The sequence below is a fragment of the Ensifer sp. KUDG1 genome (genome assembly GCF_050434285.1).
Classification (GTDB): Bacteria; Pseudomonadota; Alphaproteobacteria; order Rhizobiales; family Rhizobiaceae; genus Ensifer.
Genome location: NZ_JBNDIG010000005.1, coordinates 124,714 through 141,359, shown reverse-complemented (window position 1 = coordinate 141,359; position 16,646 = coordinate 124,714). Strand labels below are relative to the sequence as shown.

Below are 16,646 nucleotides of genomic sequence, written 5' to 3'. Positions count from 1 at the left end.
GCGCCGCGCCGGAGCGCCTCGCATGGGGATAGGCATGGCCGATAACGCAAATACCGTTTACCGCGACTTCGTGACCGATGGCGTGCCTTCATCGGGCAAGAACCGGCCGAAAAAGGCTGACATCCGTCGCCTGCTCACTGGCTATGAGGCGATCATCAACGCCTTCGTCTCCAACGGTGGTTTGATCTATTCGAGCAAGGCCGCGCTCGATGCGGATCTCGCACACGGCGCCAACAGTATGGCGTGGGTGATCGGCGACGCGACGGTTGGCAACAACGGGGTGTACCGCAAGAATGGAGCCTCCGGAGCCGGATCGTGGACCCGCGTTGCGGATCTTCCATTCTCGTTCATTATCGCGAGCGACGTCGGTGCAGGCACTCCGAACGCGATCCAGGCGACCACGAGCATCCCGGTTAGTGGCTCTGCGCTCGTCTGGACGAACATCTTCGAGGCGAACACGGCGAGCCCCGTGACGATCAGCTTCAATGGTGGCGCTGCGCTTACGATCAAGACGAACACCGGCAACAACGTCGCTACTGGCGGTCTCGTGGCGGGCATGATCGTGCTCGGCATCGTTTCGGGCAGCACGTTCCGGCTGCTAAGCGACCAGGTGAGCGCCGCAATTGTTGCGCAGGCGGAAGCGGCAGCGGCAGCGGCAGTAGCAGCAGCGAACAGCATTAATCAGCGGATTTATTCGTCCGTATCGCTGGCGGCAGCAGATACGATTTCTTCAATCGTGAAACGTGTTCGTACGCAGTTCTACAATCCAAACTACGCTGTTCCGGCAACGCTAGTTGGTGGTGCAAATTATCGCCGTATTAGCTTTGCGAGCTTGACGGGTTTCCCGGCTGCGGCGTTCTTCCGATCGCTTGACAGGTTCATGCCCGACGGCGCCACGGATAACACCAACGGCGGCTACTGGGTAATTGATGAGGTCATCTACAACCCGGAGATGTTCGGGGCTGTACAGGACTTCAACGGCACCACCGGGACGAATGCAGCCACCGCCCTAAATGCGATGATCGCCACTGCGAAATTGCTTGTTGTTCCGATGAAGCTGCGGGCCGGAAAGGGCTACTACAGCGCGAGCGGCCTCACCGCGACCAACATGTCATTTACGATGACAGGCGATGGCTTCGGCACGTCATCTGTCGTCTTTAACAACGTCGGTGACGGGCTGGTGATTACTCAGGACGATTACAAGCACCCCACCTCGCTTGAAGGTTTTTCGCTGGTTACCATACGGCAAGAACCCGGTACTGCGTTGAATATCTCCTACTCCAAGAGCGACAGCATTACCAACAGAAACATGGCACGGTGCCTACTCAAGGACATTGAGTGCAGAGGCCACGACGTAAATGCGTCCGGATGGTTGCGTGGCATTGAGTTGAATAACGTCCACCGACCTGAGGTCATTCGTCCGAAAATTACCGGACGGAAAAACCTTTTGGCAACTGGGCCCTCTATATATTCCAACATGGTGGACGGGATTAAGATTTTCGGGGACCCCACGCCGACGATGAGTTCCGTTCCTTCGGAACAACTAATTGACGCTCCGAAAATCGATCACAGCATCAATGCCATCTCGTCAAACGGCGAAGTCGAAGGCCTCAAAATCCGAGACCCTGAGATTATCGCGGCAGGTATCGGCGTCTATGCTTCGTATAGCACGACCCGCCCGTTTGTGAGCGTGAGAGGTGGACATATCTACGCCTTCACCAACGCGATCAGTTTTCAGAACGCCCCACAATCGGTCGTTGACGGTATTCTGGTCTACAAACCGACCGACGCGAACGCGGACACCAATTCCATTTTCCTAAACAACTGCGACGACAGCCGCATCGTCCACATGGAGCTTCAGAATCAGTCGGCCAGTGCAGGCGCTGGTGGTCAATTCAACGGTATCGTGATCCAGAATAGCAAGCGCTGCGTGGTTAGGGACATCAAACACGTGAACCCGTCGAAGACGGTTATTCTCTCGGGAACTACGGACGACACGGTCGTTGACGATCTCCTGACTTTTGGCGTGTTCCCCGGCGCTACTGTGCAGGAATACGATGACAGTTCGTCTGGCACGAACAACCGCTACACGCGCGGCAATAAACAGATCGCCAACGTAACAAACCCCGCACTGGTCAATCTCGCGGATACAACGCCGGCCGCTGTCGCACAGACGGTGACCCTGACCGTCAACAAGGGTGAGCGGTATCTGGTCACTGGTAACATCGCGGCAACCAAGGGCGGCACTGGTGGACAGTTCTTGACGCAGTTGTCGAGGATTCTTGGCGGTGGCGCCGCTGCGAGTTGGGGGGCTACCGGTGGGACGACCACTGTGCGGAATGACTATGCTGCATCTGCTTCCATCGGCCAGAGCGCTGCTGGCATCTTGAACATTACCGCGTCTGGCACGGTGGTTATTCAGCTTGTCGCAACTGTTACCGGCAGCGTGGCTACGGTCGCAGCAAACGCCTCGCAGCTTTCTGTGGTAGCTCTCTAGCTGTAGCGCACGGCCATGGCTTTGGCCGCATCCATTACCTTGTCCAATGGGGCCTCGAAATCGAAGTGATAGGAGGCAACCATTGAGGTGGGCTCTGAGCCTATCAGGATGACGTCCTTCTCCATAAGGTTCGCCACAGCGGCGTACTCATGATTCCCGTAGTTGGACGTCGTGATTTCGATGAGTGCACCCCCTTTCGGCGAGAAGGGGATGCTCCACAAGGCGGCCCCGAACTGCCCCACTATGACCTTTGCCTTTGTGAACGCCGCGATCTGCTCGGCCCACGTCATGTCATGTGGATAGATTGCGGTGAAGCCCAGCGCCTCCAGGGCGGCGGATAGCTCGGCCTCGTTGGTCATGGTGCGCCAGTGCTTCGCCCCCACTCTGGACACATACAGGAGCTCTGGGCTGGGCAGGTCTGGCGACGGCGCCACAGCACGGCGAGCGGCGTCAAAGACCTGGAGCCCGAACGGCGCCGGGTAGTTATTGGAGGCCGTCGAAACCGTCGACGGGTAAAGCAGGTGAGAGACAACGACGTATTGATCTGCCGTCTCGACAATCTGGCTTTCTGGAACGCCGAGCAACAATAGTTCGTCGCGCCACCTCGGCGGGAGCGTGGGGACGATAAGGGCGATCTTCTTGGCCTTGATCTCATCGATCATCATGACGACTGGGAGAAGCGAGTTCATCATCCAGTGACCATAGTTGCCGAGCAGACAGCCCCAATGGCTTATCATCATGGCTGGGCCGTCGATCGCTAAACGGGGAGGAGGCGCGTCCAGGTTCAGGAACCTCTGATCGCCATCCGCAACAATTGCCGGTGACCGATCTACAGGGCCGTGCATGATCGTGAAGGTGGCCGAATCTGACCAAACGTCACGACCGTTTACGACCACGCATCCCATCTTGATATCAACGAGCGCATCCGAGAACGATGCAATGTAGTACTGGCCCGTGCTGTACTCGCCTACGTCGTTTCTGGCGGGATGCGGCCCGAACGAAAGCTCCTCAATAAGCCGGTTCTTCCACCTGATTGTTTGCCTGTCCGCAAGCACGTGTATCCGCGGGCTTGACGGCTTTTCGAGAAGAGAGCGCCTTTCAATTTCAGGCATTTTGATCATGTCGCCGGCAGGCGTCACAGAGTTCGGCGAATGGATATATCGTAACTGTTGCATGGCCGGCACCATGCAACGCAGAGAGACAAATCACAACATGAATTACACACTACTCCTCGAATGCTACCGCTCCGGGCAGATCAGTGAACACCAGTGGCAGCAGCATTTGACCGATGAAGTGTTTCGCGCCTGGCTCATTCGGCCTGGGCGACCCATACCAATTGGAGAAAGAACATGAAAATCAGCGATATTGTCAAAAAACTGCAAGAGGCACAGAAAGCCCACGGTGACGCGACGCTCAAACAGCACGGCTTCGTAGTTGATCGGGTTGAAATTAACCCCCTCAACAAGGACGAAGCTGAACTGGGCGTGGTGGTTAAGGTCGATTAAGAACCGCCTGCGGTGTCACATCTTTAGCTGCGGCGTCCCTGTATGGGCCGCCCTCGGCGTCATGTAGCGGCATCAATCCGCCGCTGCTTCTTTCATTGACGAAACCCATCGCCCTGCCGAGCCGCAGGTCGATGATCTGCCAGCATGCGTATTGAGCTGGGTCTTCTCTCTGGCCTTCCTCAAGGCCTGCGAGTGCCTCGACACTTGTACCGGCGGAGCCGCGCAGATCTTCCCACCCACCCTTCGGGCGGCCATGAGGCCATGCGAACAAAGCATAGCGTTTTGGTTTCATGTAAGTTTTGTGGTCGTGCTTAACGAAGTCAGGGGCTGCGATGTATTCCGTCGCGAAACTAGTCATGCCGTTAATCCTTGTGCGAATCCCTAAAAACTTTAGGTAAATCTGAATAACAGGACTTGCATTTACAAGTAGAAATATTCCGGATTTGCTGCAGCGCAGCCAGCTGCTCAGCGCGATCCGTGTCGAGGTGCAGCAGTTCGAAAAGGGGTATCTGTGATTGCAGTTCCGGCATGGCCGAATATGATCATCGCCATTGGCTGAATTTAGGGAGCAAAGAATGTCAGAAGAATCTGGCGCGTCGCCGTCGTCATGGATCGGGGCGCTGGCAAAAATATTTGAGGGTGGGGTGCCGCAGGTCATTGCTGGGCCAGCGGGAAAAGCCATAAGTCGTCTGGTCGCCGGTGCCGCAGACATCCCTGCGGCTTGGCTAGAAAAGCACGCCCAGTCTATACGTGACGAGAAGGACGCTAGAAGCGCCACCATGAAAGCTATCGGCGAGGCGGCCGCGAAATCAGCGTCTTCACAACCCGAATTGGTGGATCGCGCGGTCGAGCGCTTTGCCGGTGATTTGTCTAGGAAGCAGGACAATAGAGAGGGGGTGGCTCGTCTCACAGTCGGATATTTGAAGATTGATCCCCCACCACTGGATGCGCCGGGGCCAACAGATGACTGGATGAACGTGTTCGAGAGACATGCGGAGGATGCCAGCTCAGAAGATTTCCGTGACCTATGGGCAAGAATTTTGGCAGGCGAGATCAGAAAGCAAGGATCTTACGGGCTCAAGACATTGCAGATCGTTTCAACTTTCGACAAGACCACAGCTCGACTGGTTGAAAAGTGCCTGCAATATGCAATTGGCGGAGCGTTGCCGGTTGCAGCAGTTCAAAAGGCGCTGAACTTCGAAGAGTCTTTCAGCCTTCAGGACTTCGGCATATATGCAATGCACGGCCAGTTTGGATCATCACACTTATGGAGAGTTGACCCAGACGGCTTCGGTTATCTTTTCTTGAAAACCGCGGCTTTCAGGGCGAAATTTCCACCCAACACTAGTCCACAGTTTCCATGCTATGTGCTCACCAGAGCGGGTCGTGAGATTGCGACGACTTTAAATATTCAGCCCGACATCAACGGAATCGCTTTAGGACTGTGGGATTCCAATCCGAGGCCCCTTGAACTTTACCGAGCGCCTATCCTTGCAACAGAGGGTGAGCAGGTGAGAGTGGGGGGCTGGATCAGCGTACCCTCACCATAGCGATGTGTATGCTCGCGCGCTGACGTTTGTTCCGCGCGCTGCCATCATTTCAACAGAGCCGCTGCGCGTTGGCGGTTCTAAGTCGCGCGGCCTCCTTGCGGCGGCCACAGCTGCCGTTCCAGTCATAGTCTATTGTGAGTGCCCCGACGTCGGCTGCGACCTAGTTTAAGTTCGACCATAATCCGAACCAGCCATCCCCGGACATCCGACGTTTCAACAAACTCGGCCATATGGTCGATTGCATGTTGAAGCGTTCGTTCGGTGAGCACCGTTGCCTCTTCTGGCGATGCCGTGAGGCTTCTCGCCCAGGTCGACAGTTCGGGTAGCAGATCCAGAACCTCGGTGCTGCTGGCGTCATGCCGCGGCGCGTACTCGGAAAACTGCAGGCAGGAATTTCTCAGGCGGAGTTCGAGCTCCCATTCGTTTCGAGTGCCGTTCATGTAGAGGCTGACAGCCTGGCGAGCGAGGCAATCGGCCTCGTCGCTATCGCGGCCGATGTTGCGCGCGCTTACGACCTTTTCAAAGGCCGTGGCGATGACTGTCAAACCTTCAGGAAGAATGCATCCGGACTGCGTTCGACCAAACATAGCGCAATCTCCTCCACATAGGGCAAAAGCGCTTATGATCTCCCAGCCGCCGGAGCCCGTTTTAGTGTCCAGCGATGGACGCAGTATGCGCCGCGAAGGTGCACTTGGCGAATCGTATCCCCATCGTGTCGCGCTGATTGCGTCGCGGTGTCCCTCCCAAATCAATATCAGGAGTAACCGATGAGCATTACCGCTCAGCAGGTTCGCGATGCCTCGAAGGGCAAAGCGAACGAGAGCAACCTCGCGTCCGTGCTTGTGGCGCTGGACAAATACGGCAGCAAGTTCGGTATGGATCGACCGCACCGGCTCGCCCAGTACTTCGCGCAGCTGATGCACGAGAGCGGCGACTTTCGGTACGATTGCGAGATCTGGGGCCCGACGCCGGCACAGCAGCGCTACGACACCCGCACCGATCTCGGCAACACGCCGGAGAAGGATGGCGACGGCTACCTGTACCGCGGCCGCACCGGCGTGCAGTTGACCGGCAAGGACAACTATCTCCAGTTCCGCGATTGGTGCCGAGCCGCCGGCCTCGACTGCCCGGACTTTGTCAAGGACCCGGATGCGGTCAACACCGATCCTTGGGAAGGTCTTGTGCCCCTGTTCTACTGGGACACACGCGCCATTAACCGCTGGGCCGACGAGGGCGACGCCGAGACCATCACGAAGAAGATCAACGGCGGAAAAAACGGTCTCGCCGATCGCTTCGACCGTTTGGCGCGGATCTCGCTCGTTCTCCTCGGCTATCGCGCCGACAACGTCCGGCAGTTCCAGGCTGATCAGCGTCTCGATGTCGATGGTGATGTCGGACCGAAGACGCGAGCGGCCATGCACAAGGCGCTGGTCGCGCTCACGCCGGGCGAGGCGGCCAGGCCAGAGGTCAAGGTCGCACCGGTGACCGAAGAGAAGCCGGTACCGGTTCCGGTGACGCCGCCGAGCCTCGATGCGCCCTGGTGGAAGTCGAAAGAGGTTCTCGTTCCGGCCGTCAGCGGCGGCGGGGCTTCGATCCTGACCGCACTCGCGGGCATTCCCTGGCAGAATCTGATGATCATCATTGTCACGCTCGGCATCATCGCCGGCTTCCTCTACTGGCGGAAGAACGCCGATCGGAAGGCCGTGGCGAAACAGGTCGAGAGGATGGCTTGATGTTCACCACGCCTCGGATCATCGCGGCCGTGGCCGCTCTCGCGATCATCGCCGCCGCGCTCGCCTGGCTTTACCGGCAGGGCGGTGACGATGTCAGGACCTCAATCGAAAGGCAGAACAATGAAGCTGGCCGCACTGCGGACGATGTCCGCTTTCGCTATGATCTTTGCCCTCCAGGGATGTGGGACTTCGGCGCCGGCAAGTGTCGACGGGCTGCGGCGCGTGGTCGGCACTGATCTCATCGGCGCGCGAGGGGCGACGCCGGAAGATCAGCGAAAAATTGACCGGACCATCGTCGGCATCTGCGCCGCGGCGGTCTGGACGAAGGCGGAATGTGCGCAACACGGGGAACGGGGCTAATGGCACCATCAGAAGATGCGGCGGTACATCGTCAGCTTGGCGAGCTGGTGGCAGGCATGCGGAGCCTGCAGGAATCTATTCGGCGGTTGGAAGAAGGATCGATGCGGGCGGAAGACAAGGCGGCGACGAGCCGCGCCGCCGTGCATCAGCGCATGGATCAACTGGTTGACCGTGTCGGACACGTCGAGGCATCAGTTGCCACGATCGGCGAGGACGTCTCGGAGATGAAACCAGTCACCGACGATGTAAAGCGGTGGAAACTGATGGGTATCGGCGCGCTCGGCGTAACCGGCATTGCGGCGATGGCGCTCGGCGTCAGCTTCGCCGAAGCCATCAGGAGAATTGTGTTCGTAATTGTCGGAAAGGGGTGACCGAACGATAGTACCCCTCAATGCATGGTCGCGTCGGTCCACCCGCGTCGGCGCGCCTCCTCGTCGATCCTGAGCCAAATTGCGTCTTCCGTTCGCCGGCCTTCGGCCGAGAGCGCCGCAGCGGCTAGATAGAGCATATGAAAGTCGTCATCTTCGAGTTCGGAGAGATCTAAATCGTCGTCCATGTCAGGTACTCCTGTTTCGTTCCGGAGCGTAGGAAAAGCCAGGGCGGTCCGAAACGAGCAAAAATGCTCCCGCGAAATCTTAGGGGATAAAAGAATTGGCCTCGTCGTGGGCGCGACGAGGCCGGGGGCACTTTATACGAGGCATCACATAGGGACAGTTGCGAAGCCTGCTCTTAATCCCGATCGGAAGAGAGAGACGATCAGGACGAAGCGTAAACGCTCGCAACCTGAAATGGTTCCTGGCCGGCCGAAAAACGCGGCCTCTTTGCCAACCGGGTGCATCATCAGCATGATGGAAGTTGCTTACTCCGAATCGCCCGAGCTTGACAGGGTTCCAGAAACTCGCCTCGCCATATGCCGAATTTCCGTTCGCGTGCGCTCGCCTGGGCATCAGCGTAGGCACCATCGCTGTAGCGCGGCCAATCGACCGCGTGGCCATTGGCAACGAGCCAGTTATTGACGTTGGCGCCGTCGGCGCGAAAGCAGACGCCCACGACGCGGCTATACCGATCCCGCTCCACGAACTCGCAACGGGCTGGTCTTGAGGCAGAGAGAAACCGGTCGAGGGCCGCGGCTGCCTCGCGCCCGCACCGGTATGTGGCACCGTCGCCGTCCTCACAGCGCTGCCAGCTCTCCGGCGCATCCACGCCGTGAAGTCGAATCCGCTCGCCGTTGATTTCGAGCGTGTCGCCATCGATGACCGATGCGCGGCCGACGATCGAGCTTTCGGCGTTGGCCATGGACGCGATTAACAGCCCGTAGGCTGCCGCTGCGATCCATTTACTTTGCATTCTTCTCACCGCTTCAATTTCCCGACTTTGATCTTGTTGCCGTCGCTGTTCCGGCATGTCCTGCAACGCATGCGCCGTTCCAGTGCCATGATCGACTGAGTTTTGCCGAAGCGCCGAGCGAGTTCGTGCCGGTCTATCCGGCGCACGCGCCCGCAGCGCTTGCAGTGGCAGAACAGATCGTACCACTCCGGAAGGTTGGCGAAGGTGATTTCCTCAGGTCTCCCGGCCGGCGCCGCGCTATTGCCGGCCGGAGACGTCGGGAGGGCGGTTGTTCCGGCGGCAAGTCGTGGGTGTAGTGAAGCTTGCAGCGATCGCGGAACTGGTTCTCGGTCTTTGTGCATCCGTTTGCGCGTGCGAGCCGGGGAAGGAGCCCTGGCATCGACTGATCACCAATGCGATCGAGGAGCGACTTTGCGTCGTATTGCTTTCTGAGCCCGCATTCACACTCGACCTGCACCTTGAATACGAGTTCAGACAGCCACCAAGCGTCGTTCTTAGGCACGTCCCGTTTCCCCATCTTCGCGGTGTGCGTAGCAGTACCATCGCGAACGTCCCTTGCCGGCGGCAAATCCCCAGCCGCCCCAGTCTGAACATCCTGGATGCTCGCAGAGATGAACCCATGGACCTGTCGTCGCTTTTTTCGTCGCGCCTTGTTCGTCGCTCATGATCGGCACTCTCATTGGAATGTTCTTACTATGTTCTCATGGTCGCGAGAGTCAATGAGACGATTTCGCCGAACTGTGCGTTAATGACTGCATGGCCAGAACAGCGAAGCAGAAACCGCCACCAGCACCGCCTGCGGACTCGATGCCGCGGCGCGTCGAGCCATGCGTCGCAACCCTTGTCGACAAGCCTCCGAAAGGGTCTGATTGGGCGTTTGAGGTTAAGTGGGACGGCTATCGGCTGGCCGTCCATGTTGAGGCAGGTGAGGTGAGGGCGACCACGCGCGGCGGCTATGACTGGACGAAGAAGTTCGGGGCGATCGTTGCAGAGGCGCGAGAGCTCGGGCACTCCTCCATGATCATCGATGGCGAAGCCGTCGTGCTCGACGACCAAGGCCGGTCAGATTTCGGGCTGCTACAGCGCGCGGTCGGCAGGAAGCCCAGCCTGCACGAACCGAACGAAATCATCTTCTATGCCTTCGACCTTTTGTATCTCGATGGCCGCGATCTGCGCGCGCTGCCGTTGTCTGAGCGCCGGCAATTTCTCGAGCCGATCGTCGCCGGCCGCACCGGCGCCATACGCTTCTCGGAGGAAGTGCACGCCGACGGCGCCGAGTTCTTCCAGGTCGCTTGCGAGATGGGGCTCGAAGGCATCATCGCAAAACGGCGGGACAAGCCCTATCACTCGGGCCGCCGGCCGGAATGGCTCAAGATCAAATGCGCCCGGCGCGACTGGTTCGTGATCGTTGGCTATGAGCCCTCGACGGTTCCCGGCGGCATCGGCCGGCTGCTGCTGGCGGCGAGGAAGGGAAACTCTCTCGTCTACGTCGGCGGGTGCGGTACAGGATGGAGCAATAAGGAATCGGTGGAGCTTCGCAAGGTGCTGGATGCGATCCCGGCGAGCCGTCCGCCGGTCGCATTGAAGCGCAAGGGCGCGATCTTCTCCGAACCGCTGCTCGTCGCTCAGGTCGAGTATCGCGCATGGACGCAAGATGGTAAGCTGCGCCACCCTTCGTTCAAAGGCGTGAAGCAGCGAGACGACAGCGAACTTTCGCTTTTTAGCATGGACGCGGATGCAGGGTCGCGACACGGAGTCCCGAAATAAATCCCGAAGTAGACGTGTTGACACGGCACAACCGCCTACGCTACAGGGTGTTCGAACGGATAGCCTACACTCCTGGGGGTCAAGGGGTCGTGGGTTCGAATCCCGCCGCTCCGACCATTTTCCTCTTCGGCTTTGATGGCCGAAATCCCCTGAGGAATTTTGTTTTCCCTTCATCTTTTCGATAAGCGACCGATCACTTCGGCGGCCTTGCCGTGAGGGATGGGCGAATAGCGGGTCATTGTCTTGATGGCCTGGCACGATTTGGGGGGCTTAATGCGTGCGGAAACTGATGAATCGGCTTTGGCTTTAAGCGCGTGTTTTGTCGTCACTTCCGTGGACCGCAGGTTTGTCGAGTTCGCCGGAGTGATGTTGCATACGCTGGCTCTGAATGGCGACGTCGACGAGGTCAACGTCATCGTCTTCTGCGACGGACTGACCCCCAAGGATAAATCGCATCTGAGACAGTGCGGCGGACGCCTGCGCTTAACGCTGTTCGAATTGTCCGAAAGAACGCTTCGGCAATTCGATGGGTTGAAGACCAACAGCAACTGGAGCCGGTCGATCTATACCCGGCTTGTCTTGCCAGACCTCCTTGGCTGCAAGGAGGGGCGGCTCGTCTATCTCGACGCCGATACGATCGTGGTCGACAGTCTGCGTCCGTTGCTGAACCTGGATATGTCCGGCATGCCGGTGGCCGCTGTCGGCGGCGTTTCCAACCAGGACAATGCGCGTCTGAAGCTTCCGGACGGAACGAGAACGATGAATTCCGGCGTTTTGCTGATCGACATTGTGGAATGGTTGAAGAGGGATCTGTCCAGTCGCTGCCTCGAGATTGTCCGTTCACAGGCCGCAAGGCTGAAATTCTTCGATCAGGACGCCTTGAACATCGCTCTCGTTGGGCAATTCGCTTCCCTCGACCGTCGTTGGAATGTGATCCTGCATTCGCATGCCGACGAACCGGCGATCTTCCATTTCACGCACGACAAGCCCAACTCCGTTCGTTGCCAGCACCCGGCGCAGCCCCTGTATTTGCAGTACCGGCAAGCGACGCCTTGGGCGAGCAAGCGTCTCAAGTCGCGCTGGCACAAGCGGATCAGTCGGCTGACGCACTCCGTCCGAAGACTTTTCGAGCGCTGAAACTCGGCCAGCCGGAGTTCGGTCGGCTGCGTCCGCAATCGTGATGCCTGCCTTGCCGGCTCCGGTGCTCCAAGCTTCGGTTTGGCCTTGTAACGGGCTATCTCAGCATCGCCCCGGCCCCGGTCGCACTTGGCTGTGATCGGCACACGAAACCGCACGGACCCCCGTTGGTTGCGTTGGATAAAATTTATCGCTCATCCGAAATCGCTAAAATGCCTCGTTCCGGTGCGATGGTCCACGCGGCTGGGGCCGATCGCCGTCCTCGCGAAAGTGATGGAATGGCCTTATGGCGGGCGCCTGCCTGCCAAAGGAGGAATGGAATGAAGACGCTTTCGAAGATTTTTGCCGTGTCGTTGCTCGGGCTTTCGGCCCTGACGGCAATGCCGGTCATTTCGACGTCCGGCACCGCCCGTGCCGACGACGCCGTCATCCTCGTTCCGGGCCAGCCTACCGGCTCATCGGGTGATACCGGCACGGCGAGTTCCAACCCGGATACCGGTGCTGCGAGCTCCAACCCGGATACCGGTACCGCCAATTCCAACGGCGATACGGGGGCGCCGAGTTCGAACCCCGATACCGGCGGTGGTTCGGGCGCGGAAGGATCAACGCCTTAAGCGATCCTGCAAATGCAGCAAAAGAGGTCCTTCGACAGGGCCTCTTTTTTGCTTTCTGTAGGCGCGCTGCGGCAATCACGCCGCCGCTGTCCGTCCTAGGTGACTGGCTGAGGGGCGGCCGTCTGCAGCTTTGAAGCCGCGTTCCGGTAAAGGGCCTCCGTACGGTCGAGCATGACGGCAAGCGTAAAGCGGTCCTTCAGGCTTACCGCGCTGGCCGACAGGGCCTTGAAGGTTTCGGGCTCCGCGGCACTGATCATGCTCTTGGCGAGTGCTGATGTGTCGTCGCTATTGGGAAGGATATAACCGTTCCGCCCGTCCTCGATCACCGTGCGCGCGCCACCGATATCGGTGGCGATGATCACCTTGCCGGCCGCAGCCCCTTCAAGCATCACATAGGACATCGCCTCGTAGCGGCTCGGCATCACCAGGAGGTCGAAGGCCGGCACGGCCTGCGGGCCGGTGAAGGCGGAGGTCAGATGCATCCGGTTCTGCAGCCCGCTTTCGGCAATCGCTTTGCGAAGGCTGCCCTCGAGCTCGCCGCTGCCGACCATGACCAGGTGGCTGTTTCTGACCGAGGCGGCCACACTCTTGAAAGCGGCGATCAGCCGTTCCGGCGCCTTCTGGGCGGACAATCGTCCAACGAAGCCGAAAACGAAAGCGTCCGGCGCGATCCCGAAGCTGGCGCGCAGCGTCTGCGCCATTTCGCCCGAGGGTGGTGCCACGCCATTGACGATCACCGACATGCGCTTCTCCGGCATGTGCAAGGACAGCGCGTGATGAAACTCGTCGTCGGAGACGCAGATCAGGTGATCGGTAAAGAAGCGGGCCAGAGCCCATTCGATCGTGCCATAGATCAGCCGTCCGCCGCGGCCGAGCGTCGGGTCGAGCGTGCGAAAGGCGTGTGGCGTGTAGATGCGCGGCACATGAGAACCGGGCAGCCGCAGGCGCGTCAGCGCACCGGCCTTGGAACTGTGGCCATGGACGATGTCGAAACCGTTGTTCTGGATGATGCGCCGGAGTTCGAGAAAGCAGCCGACGTCAGACGGCCCGGGCGCGCGTCTCATCGCGACGGCGTGTACCGCCGGCAGGCCGATTGCTTTCAGTTCACGAACGAAACCTTCCTCGGCGCGCACCGGCGAATAGACGGCCTCGACGTGATGCCCGCGCTTGTGCATGCCGCGGCAGAGATCGAGGAAGTGCCGGCCCGAGCCGCCACCGCTCGGCTCCAGTACTTCTAGGAGCTTGAGGGAAGGGGCCGGCGACCGGCGCGGAACCACATGTTCCATGGTCAGGAGCTCCGGCCGGCGCGCGCCTGCCGGCGATGGCGATATTCAAGGGCGGCGCAACCCCAGATAATTCCGATGAGCAGGTAGAAGTGGCGCCAATGGTCCGTGTCGATAACATTGCCGACGCCGACATGGCCGAGAACGGCGACCCAGGCGATCATCAGATAGGTCTGCCAGGGGCGGTTCAGCAGCAGAAAGCGGAAGCCGAGCGAGAGCGTCCAGATGATCAGCGTCACGTAGCTGATGAAACCGAGCCAGCCGTAGGAGGTCAGCGACTTCAGCCAGACGTTGTGCTCGTCTTCGGGGAAGATCGTGCTGAAGACCATGGGACCGATGCCGAGCGGCTTTTCCATCGACATCAGGAAACCGAGCCTGTGGCGGTCGAAGCGCCCGAGGTGGCCGCCGTCGTAGTCCTGCACCAGCTGCGAGCGGCTGGAAAAGAGCGTTGCGACCTGCTCGGACTGCAGCGCAACGAGGAGGGCGCCGACGATCATGATTCCGCCGACCAGGGCCAGCACCAGGATACGCAGGCGAAAGAGGCCGTTTCGCTCTTTCAGCAGCATCACGAAGACGAAGGCGACGACGCAGAAGAGGTTGAGGGCCCAGGCTGCGCGGGAAAATGAAAGGAAGACGCCGAGTGCCAGCACCAGCAGCGCGGCGATCTTGGGTGGCGCCTTCTGGATGGGCTGCGTGAGGATGCCGTGGATCAGGTACATGGCCGGCACCGAGAGGAACGGGCCGAAGACGTTCGGATCCTGGAATGCGCCCTTGGCGCGGCCATAGAGCGTGAAGTTTTCCGCACCCGGCACGGCGCCGAAATAGCCGAGGATGCCGAGCAGTGCCGTGATGATGGCCGCCGCCGTCCAGGCGTTGAAGATCAGCCGCAGCCGTTCGTGGCGGTCCTCGATGATGGCTGCGAAGAAGACCGACGAGAGCGCGAGGAAGCCGGAGACCGCCATGTACATCGGCCCCTTTGTCAGGTCGGTCATGACCGTTAGGGACAGCATGCCGCCGACCATGAAAAGGGTCAGAAGCGTCAGCAGCGGGGCGACGCTGCGCGAGATCTTGAGGCCCACAAGCGCCCAAAGGCCGATGAGTGCCACCAGGAACAGCTCATAGGGCGCCGGCTCGAAAATGACGAAGCCGGAGAGAAACACCGCAAAGGCGACGAGCCCGGAGCCGAGCAGCGAGAGCGCCGCAAGCTGGGGACGAGCGATCGGGAGCCGGCCTGTATCGACGGTGCTCAATAGGCATTCTCGGTGTTGAGCAGCCTGAACGGCGTCAGGAACAGGATCTTGAGGTCGAAGAGCAGCGACCAGTTTTCGATGTAGTGCAAGTCGAAGGCGGTGCGCAGGCGGATCTTGTCGTCGTTGTCGATCTCGCCACGCCAGCCGTTGATCTGCGCCCAGCCGGTGACGCCGGGCTTGACGCGGTGGCGGGCGAAGTAACCTTCGACGACGTCGGAATAGGTGCGGTTCTGGGTCTGGGCGAGCACAGCGTGCGGCCGCGGCCCGACGAGCGACAGCTCACCCTTCAGCACGTTGAAGATCTGCGGCAGCTCGTCGATCGAGGACTTGCGGATGAAGCGGCCGACTGGGGTGACGCGCGGATCGCCCTTGGTCACGGCGTTGCGGGCCGTCGGGTCGCTCATATGCGTATACATCGAACGGAACTTGTACACCTCGATGGTCTCGTTGTTGAAGCCGTGCCGCTTCTGCTTGAAGATGATCGGGCCGGGGGAGGTTGCTTTGACCGCAATCGCCGCGCCGAGCATGATCGGCCACAGAAGCACGAGGGCGACCAGGCTGAAGAAGATGTCGAAGCCGCGCTTGGCGACGGAGTCCCAATCGGCGATCGGCTTGTCGAAGATGTCGAGCATCGGGACGTCGCCGACATGGGAATAGCTGCGCGGGCGGAAGCGCAGATTGTTGGCGTGGGCGGCGAGCCGGATGTCGACCGGCAGGATCCAGAGCTTCTTCAGAAGCTGGAGAATGCGCTTCTCTGCCGTGAGCGGCAGCGAGATGATCAGCATGTCGATGCGGGCCAGGCGGGCGAATTCCACCAGTTCGTCGACTGTTCCGAGCTTCGGGTAGCCGGCGATCACGTTGGGCGAGCGGCGCTCGTCGCGGTCGTCGAAAATACCGCAGATTCGGATGTCGTTGTCGGGTTGGTCCTCGAGCGTGCGGATCAGGTCCTTGGCCGGCTGGCCACCACCGACGACGACGGCGCGGCGTTCCATCGTGCCGTTTCGGGCCCAATGGCGGATCGAATAGGCGATGAAGGCGCGCTCGGCGATCAGAAAGATTGCGCCGCCGATGAACCAGCCACCGAACCAGACACGTGAATACTGATGGCCGGATTTGAGGAAGAACAGCGCGATGGCGATGCCGCCGAATGCGATGGCCCAGGAGGCAAGGATGCGCGGCATCACCCGCAGCCAGGCGCGCAGCGCCGGGATCTGGTAGGTGTCGGCGATCTGCATGGCAGCGACCGCCAGGGCGGAGCCGCCAAAGAGGATTGCCAGATAGAGCGGCAGCTGCTCGAAGCCCGGCTGGACATAAAGCGCGTTAATGGCATAGCCGATCGCAAAGAGCGCGCTGAACTCGAACAGGCGCATCAGCCCCATGATCATCGCTGGCGAATAGGTATCGGCGCTGAACTGCTCGGCGATCTGCCGCGCCAGCGGATTGAGATCCGTGGTCGTCGTTTCGTCCGGCATTTCGCCAGGCGCGCGGGCGCGGATTTCCGAAATCTTCTTGCGAAGCGCTTCGGGATCGAACGAACCCGGGCGGTCAAACTTGTTCATGGCTGTCTTCCGGCGCTGAAGTCCCTCAGCCGGGATAGCAGAAA

The 16,646-nt window shown here is 59.9% G+C and carries 18 protein-coding genes; 10 read left to right on the top strand and 8 right to left on the bottom strand.

Annotated features, from left to right (window positions below; translation table 11 throughout):
* The first annotated feature begins 34 nt into the window (after positions 1-34).
* On the top strand, positions 35-2,497 hold the full coding sequence (locus M2267_RS15005) for a hypothetical protein (RefSeq protein ID WP_429115182.1): 2,463 nt from the start codon (positions 35-37) through the stop codon (positions 2,495-2,497).
* Here the strand turns inward: M2267_RS15005 and M2267_RS15000 are convergent.
* Positions 2,494-3,609, bottom strand: coding sequence for a glycosyltransferase family 61 protein (locus tag M2267_RS15000; RefSeq protein ID WP_429115181.1), 1,116 nt, complete (start codon positions 3,607-3,609; stop codon positions 2,494-2,496). The genes M2267_RS15005 and M2267_RS15000 overlap by 4 nt on opposite strands.
* 237 nt (positions 3,610-3,846) lie before the next feature.
* On the opposite strand from M2267_RS15000, the gene M2267_RS14995 reads away from it, so the two are divergent.
* Positions 3,847-4,002 carry a hypothetical protein gene (locus tag M2267_RS14995; RefSeq protein ID WP_429115180.1) on the top strand — a complete coding sequence of 52 codons (156 nt, stop codon included), beginning with the start codon at positions 3,847-3,849 and terminating at the stop codon, positions 4,000-4,002.
* Here the strand turns inward: M2267_RS14995 and M2267_RS14990 are convergent.
* The gene (locus tag M2267_RS14990) at positions 3,989-4,360 is read right to left on the bottom strand and encodes a hypothetical protein (protein ID WP_429115179.1); all 372 of its coding nucleotides are present in this window, start codon (positions 4,358-4,360) and stop codon (positions 3,989-3,991) included. The genes M2267_RS14995 and M2267_RS14990 overlap by 14 nt on opposite strands.
* Positions 4,361-4,577: 217 nt before the next feature.
* On the opposite strand from M2267_RS14990, the gene M2267_RS14985 reads away from it, so the two are divergent.
* The gene (locus tag M2267_RS14985; RefSeq protein ID WP_429115178.1) at positions 4,578-5,552 is read left to right on the top strand and encodes a DUF2806 domain-containing protein; all 975 of its coding nucleotides are present in this window, start codon (positions 4,578-4,580) and stop codon (positions 5,550-5,552) included.
* Between the two features lie 122 nt (positions 5,553-5,674).
* Here the strand turns inward: M2267_RS14985 and M2267_RS14980 are convergent, their stop codons facing one another.
* Entirely contained in the window at positions 5,675-6,139 is a 465-nt protein-coding gene (locus M2267_RS14980; protein ID WP_429115177.1) for a hypothetical protein, read from the bottom strand.
* A 180-nt stretch (positions 6,140-6,319) separates the two neighbouring features.
* Here M2267_RS14980 and M2267_RS14975 point away from each other — a divergent pair, with 180 nt between their 5' ends.
* From M2267_RS14975 to M2267_RS14960, 4 genes are read left to right on the top strand one after another with little or no spacing between them, the layout of a single operon-like run.
* Positions 6,320-7,285, top strand: a complete 966-nt coding sequence (locus M2267_RS14975; RefSeq protein WP_429115176.1) for a peptidoglycan-binding protein — start codon at positions 6,320-6,322, stop codon at positions 7,283-7,285.
* Positions 7,285-7,521 carry a hypothetical protein gene (locus M2267_RS14970; RefSeq protein ID WP_429115175.1) on the top strand — a complete coding sequence of 79 codons (237 nt, stop codon included), beginning with the start codon at positions 7,285-7,287 and terminating at the stop codon, positions 7,519-7,521. The genes M2267_RS14975 and M2267_RS14970 overlap by 1 nt, the downstream gene beginning before the upstream one ends.
* Positions 7,406-7,645 (top strand): hypothetical protein, encoded by a 240-nt coding sequence (locus tag M2267_RS14965; protein ID WP_429115174.1) that lies wholly within the window; start codon positions 7,406-7,408, stop codon positions 7,643-7,645. The genes M2267_RS14970 and M2267_RS14965 overlap by 116 nt, the downstream gene beginning before the upstream one ends.
* A complete protein-coding gene (locus tag M2267_RS14960; protein ID WP_429115173.1) occupies positions 7,645-8,016 on the top strand; it encodes a DUF1515 family protein in 372 nt (123 codons plus the stop codon). The genes M2267_RS14965 and M2267_RS14960 overlap by 1 nt, the downstream gene beginning before the upstream one ends.
* A 17-nt stretch (positions 8,017-8,033) precedes the next feature.
* Here the strand turns inward: M2267_RS14960 and M2267_RS14955 are convergent, their stop codons facing one another.
* Both M2267_RS14955 and M2267_RS14950 read right to left on the bottom strand, forming a co-directional pair.
* Positions 8,034-8,201: a hypothetical protein gene (locus tag M2267_RS14955; RefSeq protein ID WP_429115172.1), complete on the bottom strand. Its 168-nt coding sequence runs from the start codon at positions 8,199-8,201 to the stop codon at positions 8,034-8,036.
* A 284-nt stretch (positions 8,202-8,485) separates the two neighbouring features.
* A complete protein-coding gene (locus tag M2267_RS14950; RefSeq protein ID WP_429115468.1) occupies positions 8,486-8,992 on the bottom strand; it encodes a thermonuclease family protein in 507 nt (168 codons plus the stop codon).
* Between the two features lie 756 nt (positions 8,993-9,748).
* Between M2267_RS14950 and ligD the strand changes: the two genes are divergently transcribed.
* From ligD to M2267_RS14935, 3 genes are all read left to right on the top strand, one after another.
* Entirely contained in the window at positions 9,749-10,759 is a 1,011-nt protein-coding gene (gene ligD / locus M2267_RS14945; RefSeq protein ID WP_429115171.1) for a non-homologous end-joining DNA ligase, read from the top strand.
* A gap of 273 nt (positions 10,760-11,032) precedes the next feature.
* Positions 11,033-11,896, top strand: a complete 864-nt coding sequence (locus tag M2267_RS14940; protein ID WP_429115170.1) for a glycosyltransferase family 8 protein — start codon at positions 11,033-11,035, stop codon at positions 11,894-11,896.
* A 320-nt stretch (positions 11,897-12,216) separates the two neighbouring features.
* Positions 12,217-12,510 carry a hypothetical protein gene (locus M2267_RS14935; RefSeq protein WP_043611457.1) on the top strand — a complete coding sequence of 98 codons (294 nt, stop codon included), beginning with the start codon at positions 12,217-12,219 and terminating at the stop codon, positions 12,508-12,510.
* Positions 12,511-12,605: 95 nt separating this feature from the next.
* On the opposite strand, the gene M2267_RS14930 is transcribed toward M2267_RS14935, so the two are convergent.
* The 3 genes from M2267_RS14930 to M2267_RS14920 are packed head-to-tail and all read right to left on the bottom strand — an operon-like array spanning position 12,606 to position 16,413.
* The gene (locus tag M2267_RS14930; RefSeq protein ID WP_429115169.1) at positions 12,606-13,796 is read right to left on the bottom strand and encodes a glycosyltransferase; all 1,191 of its coding nucleotides are present in this window, start codon (positions 13,794-13,796) and stop codon (positions 12,606-12,608) included.
* 2 nt (positions 13,797-13,798) lie between these two features.
* On the bottom strand, positions 13,799-15,043 hold the full coding sequence (locus M2267_RS14925; protein ID WP_429115168.1) for an O-antigen ligase family protein: 1,245 nt from the start codon (positions 15,041-15,043) through the stop codon (positions 13,799-13,801).
* Complete coding sequence (locus M2267_RS14920) at positions 15,040-16,413, bottom strand: undecaprenyl-phosphate glucose phosphotransferase (protein WP_429115466.1); 1,374 nt, start codon at positions 16,411-16,413, stop codon at positions 15,040-15,042. The genes M2267_RS14925 and M2267_RS14920 overlap by 4 nt, the downstream gene beginning before the upstream one ends.
* Positions 16,414-16,646: the final 233 nt, after the last annotated feature.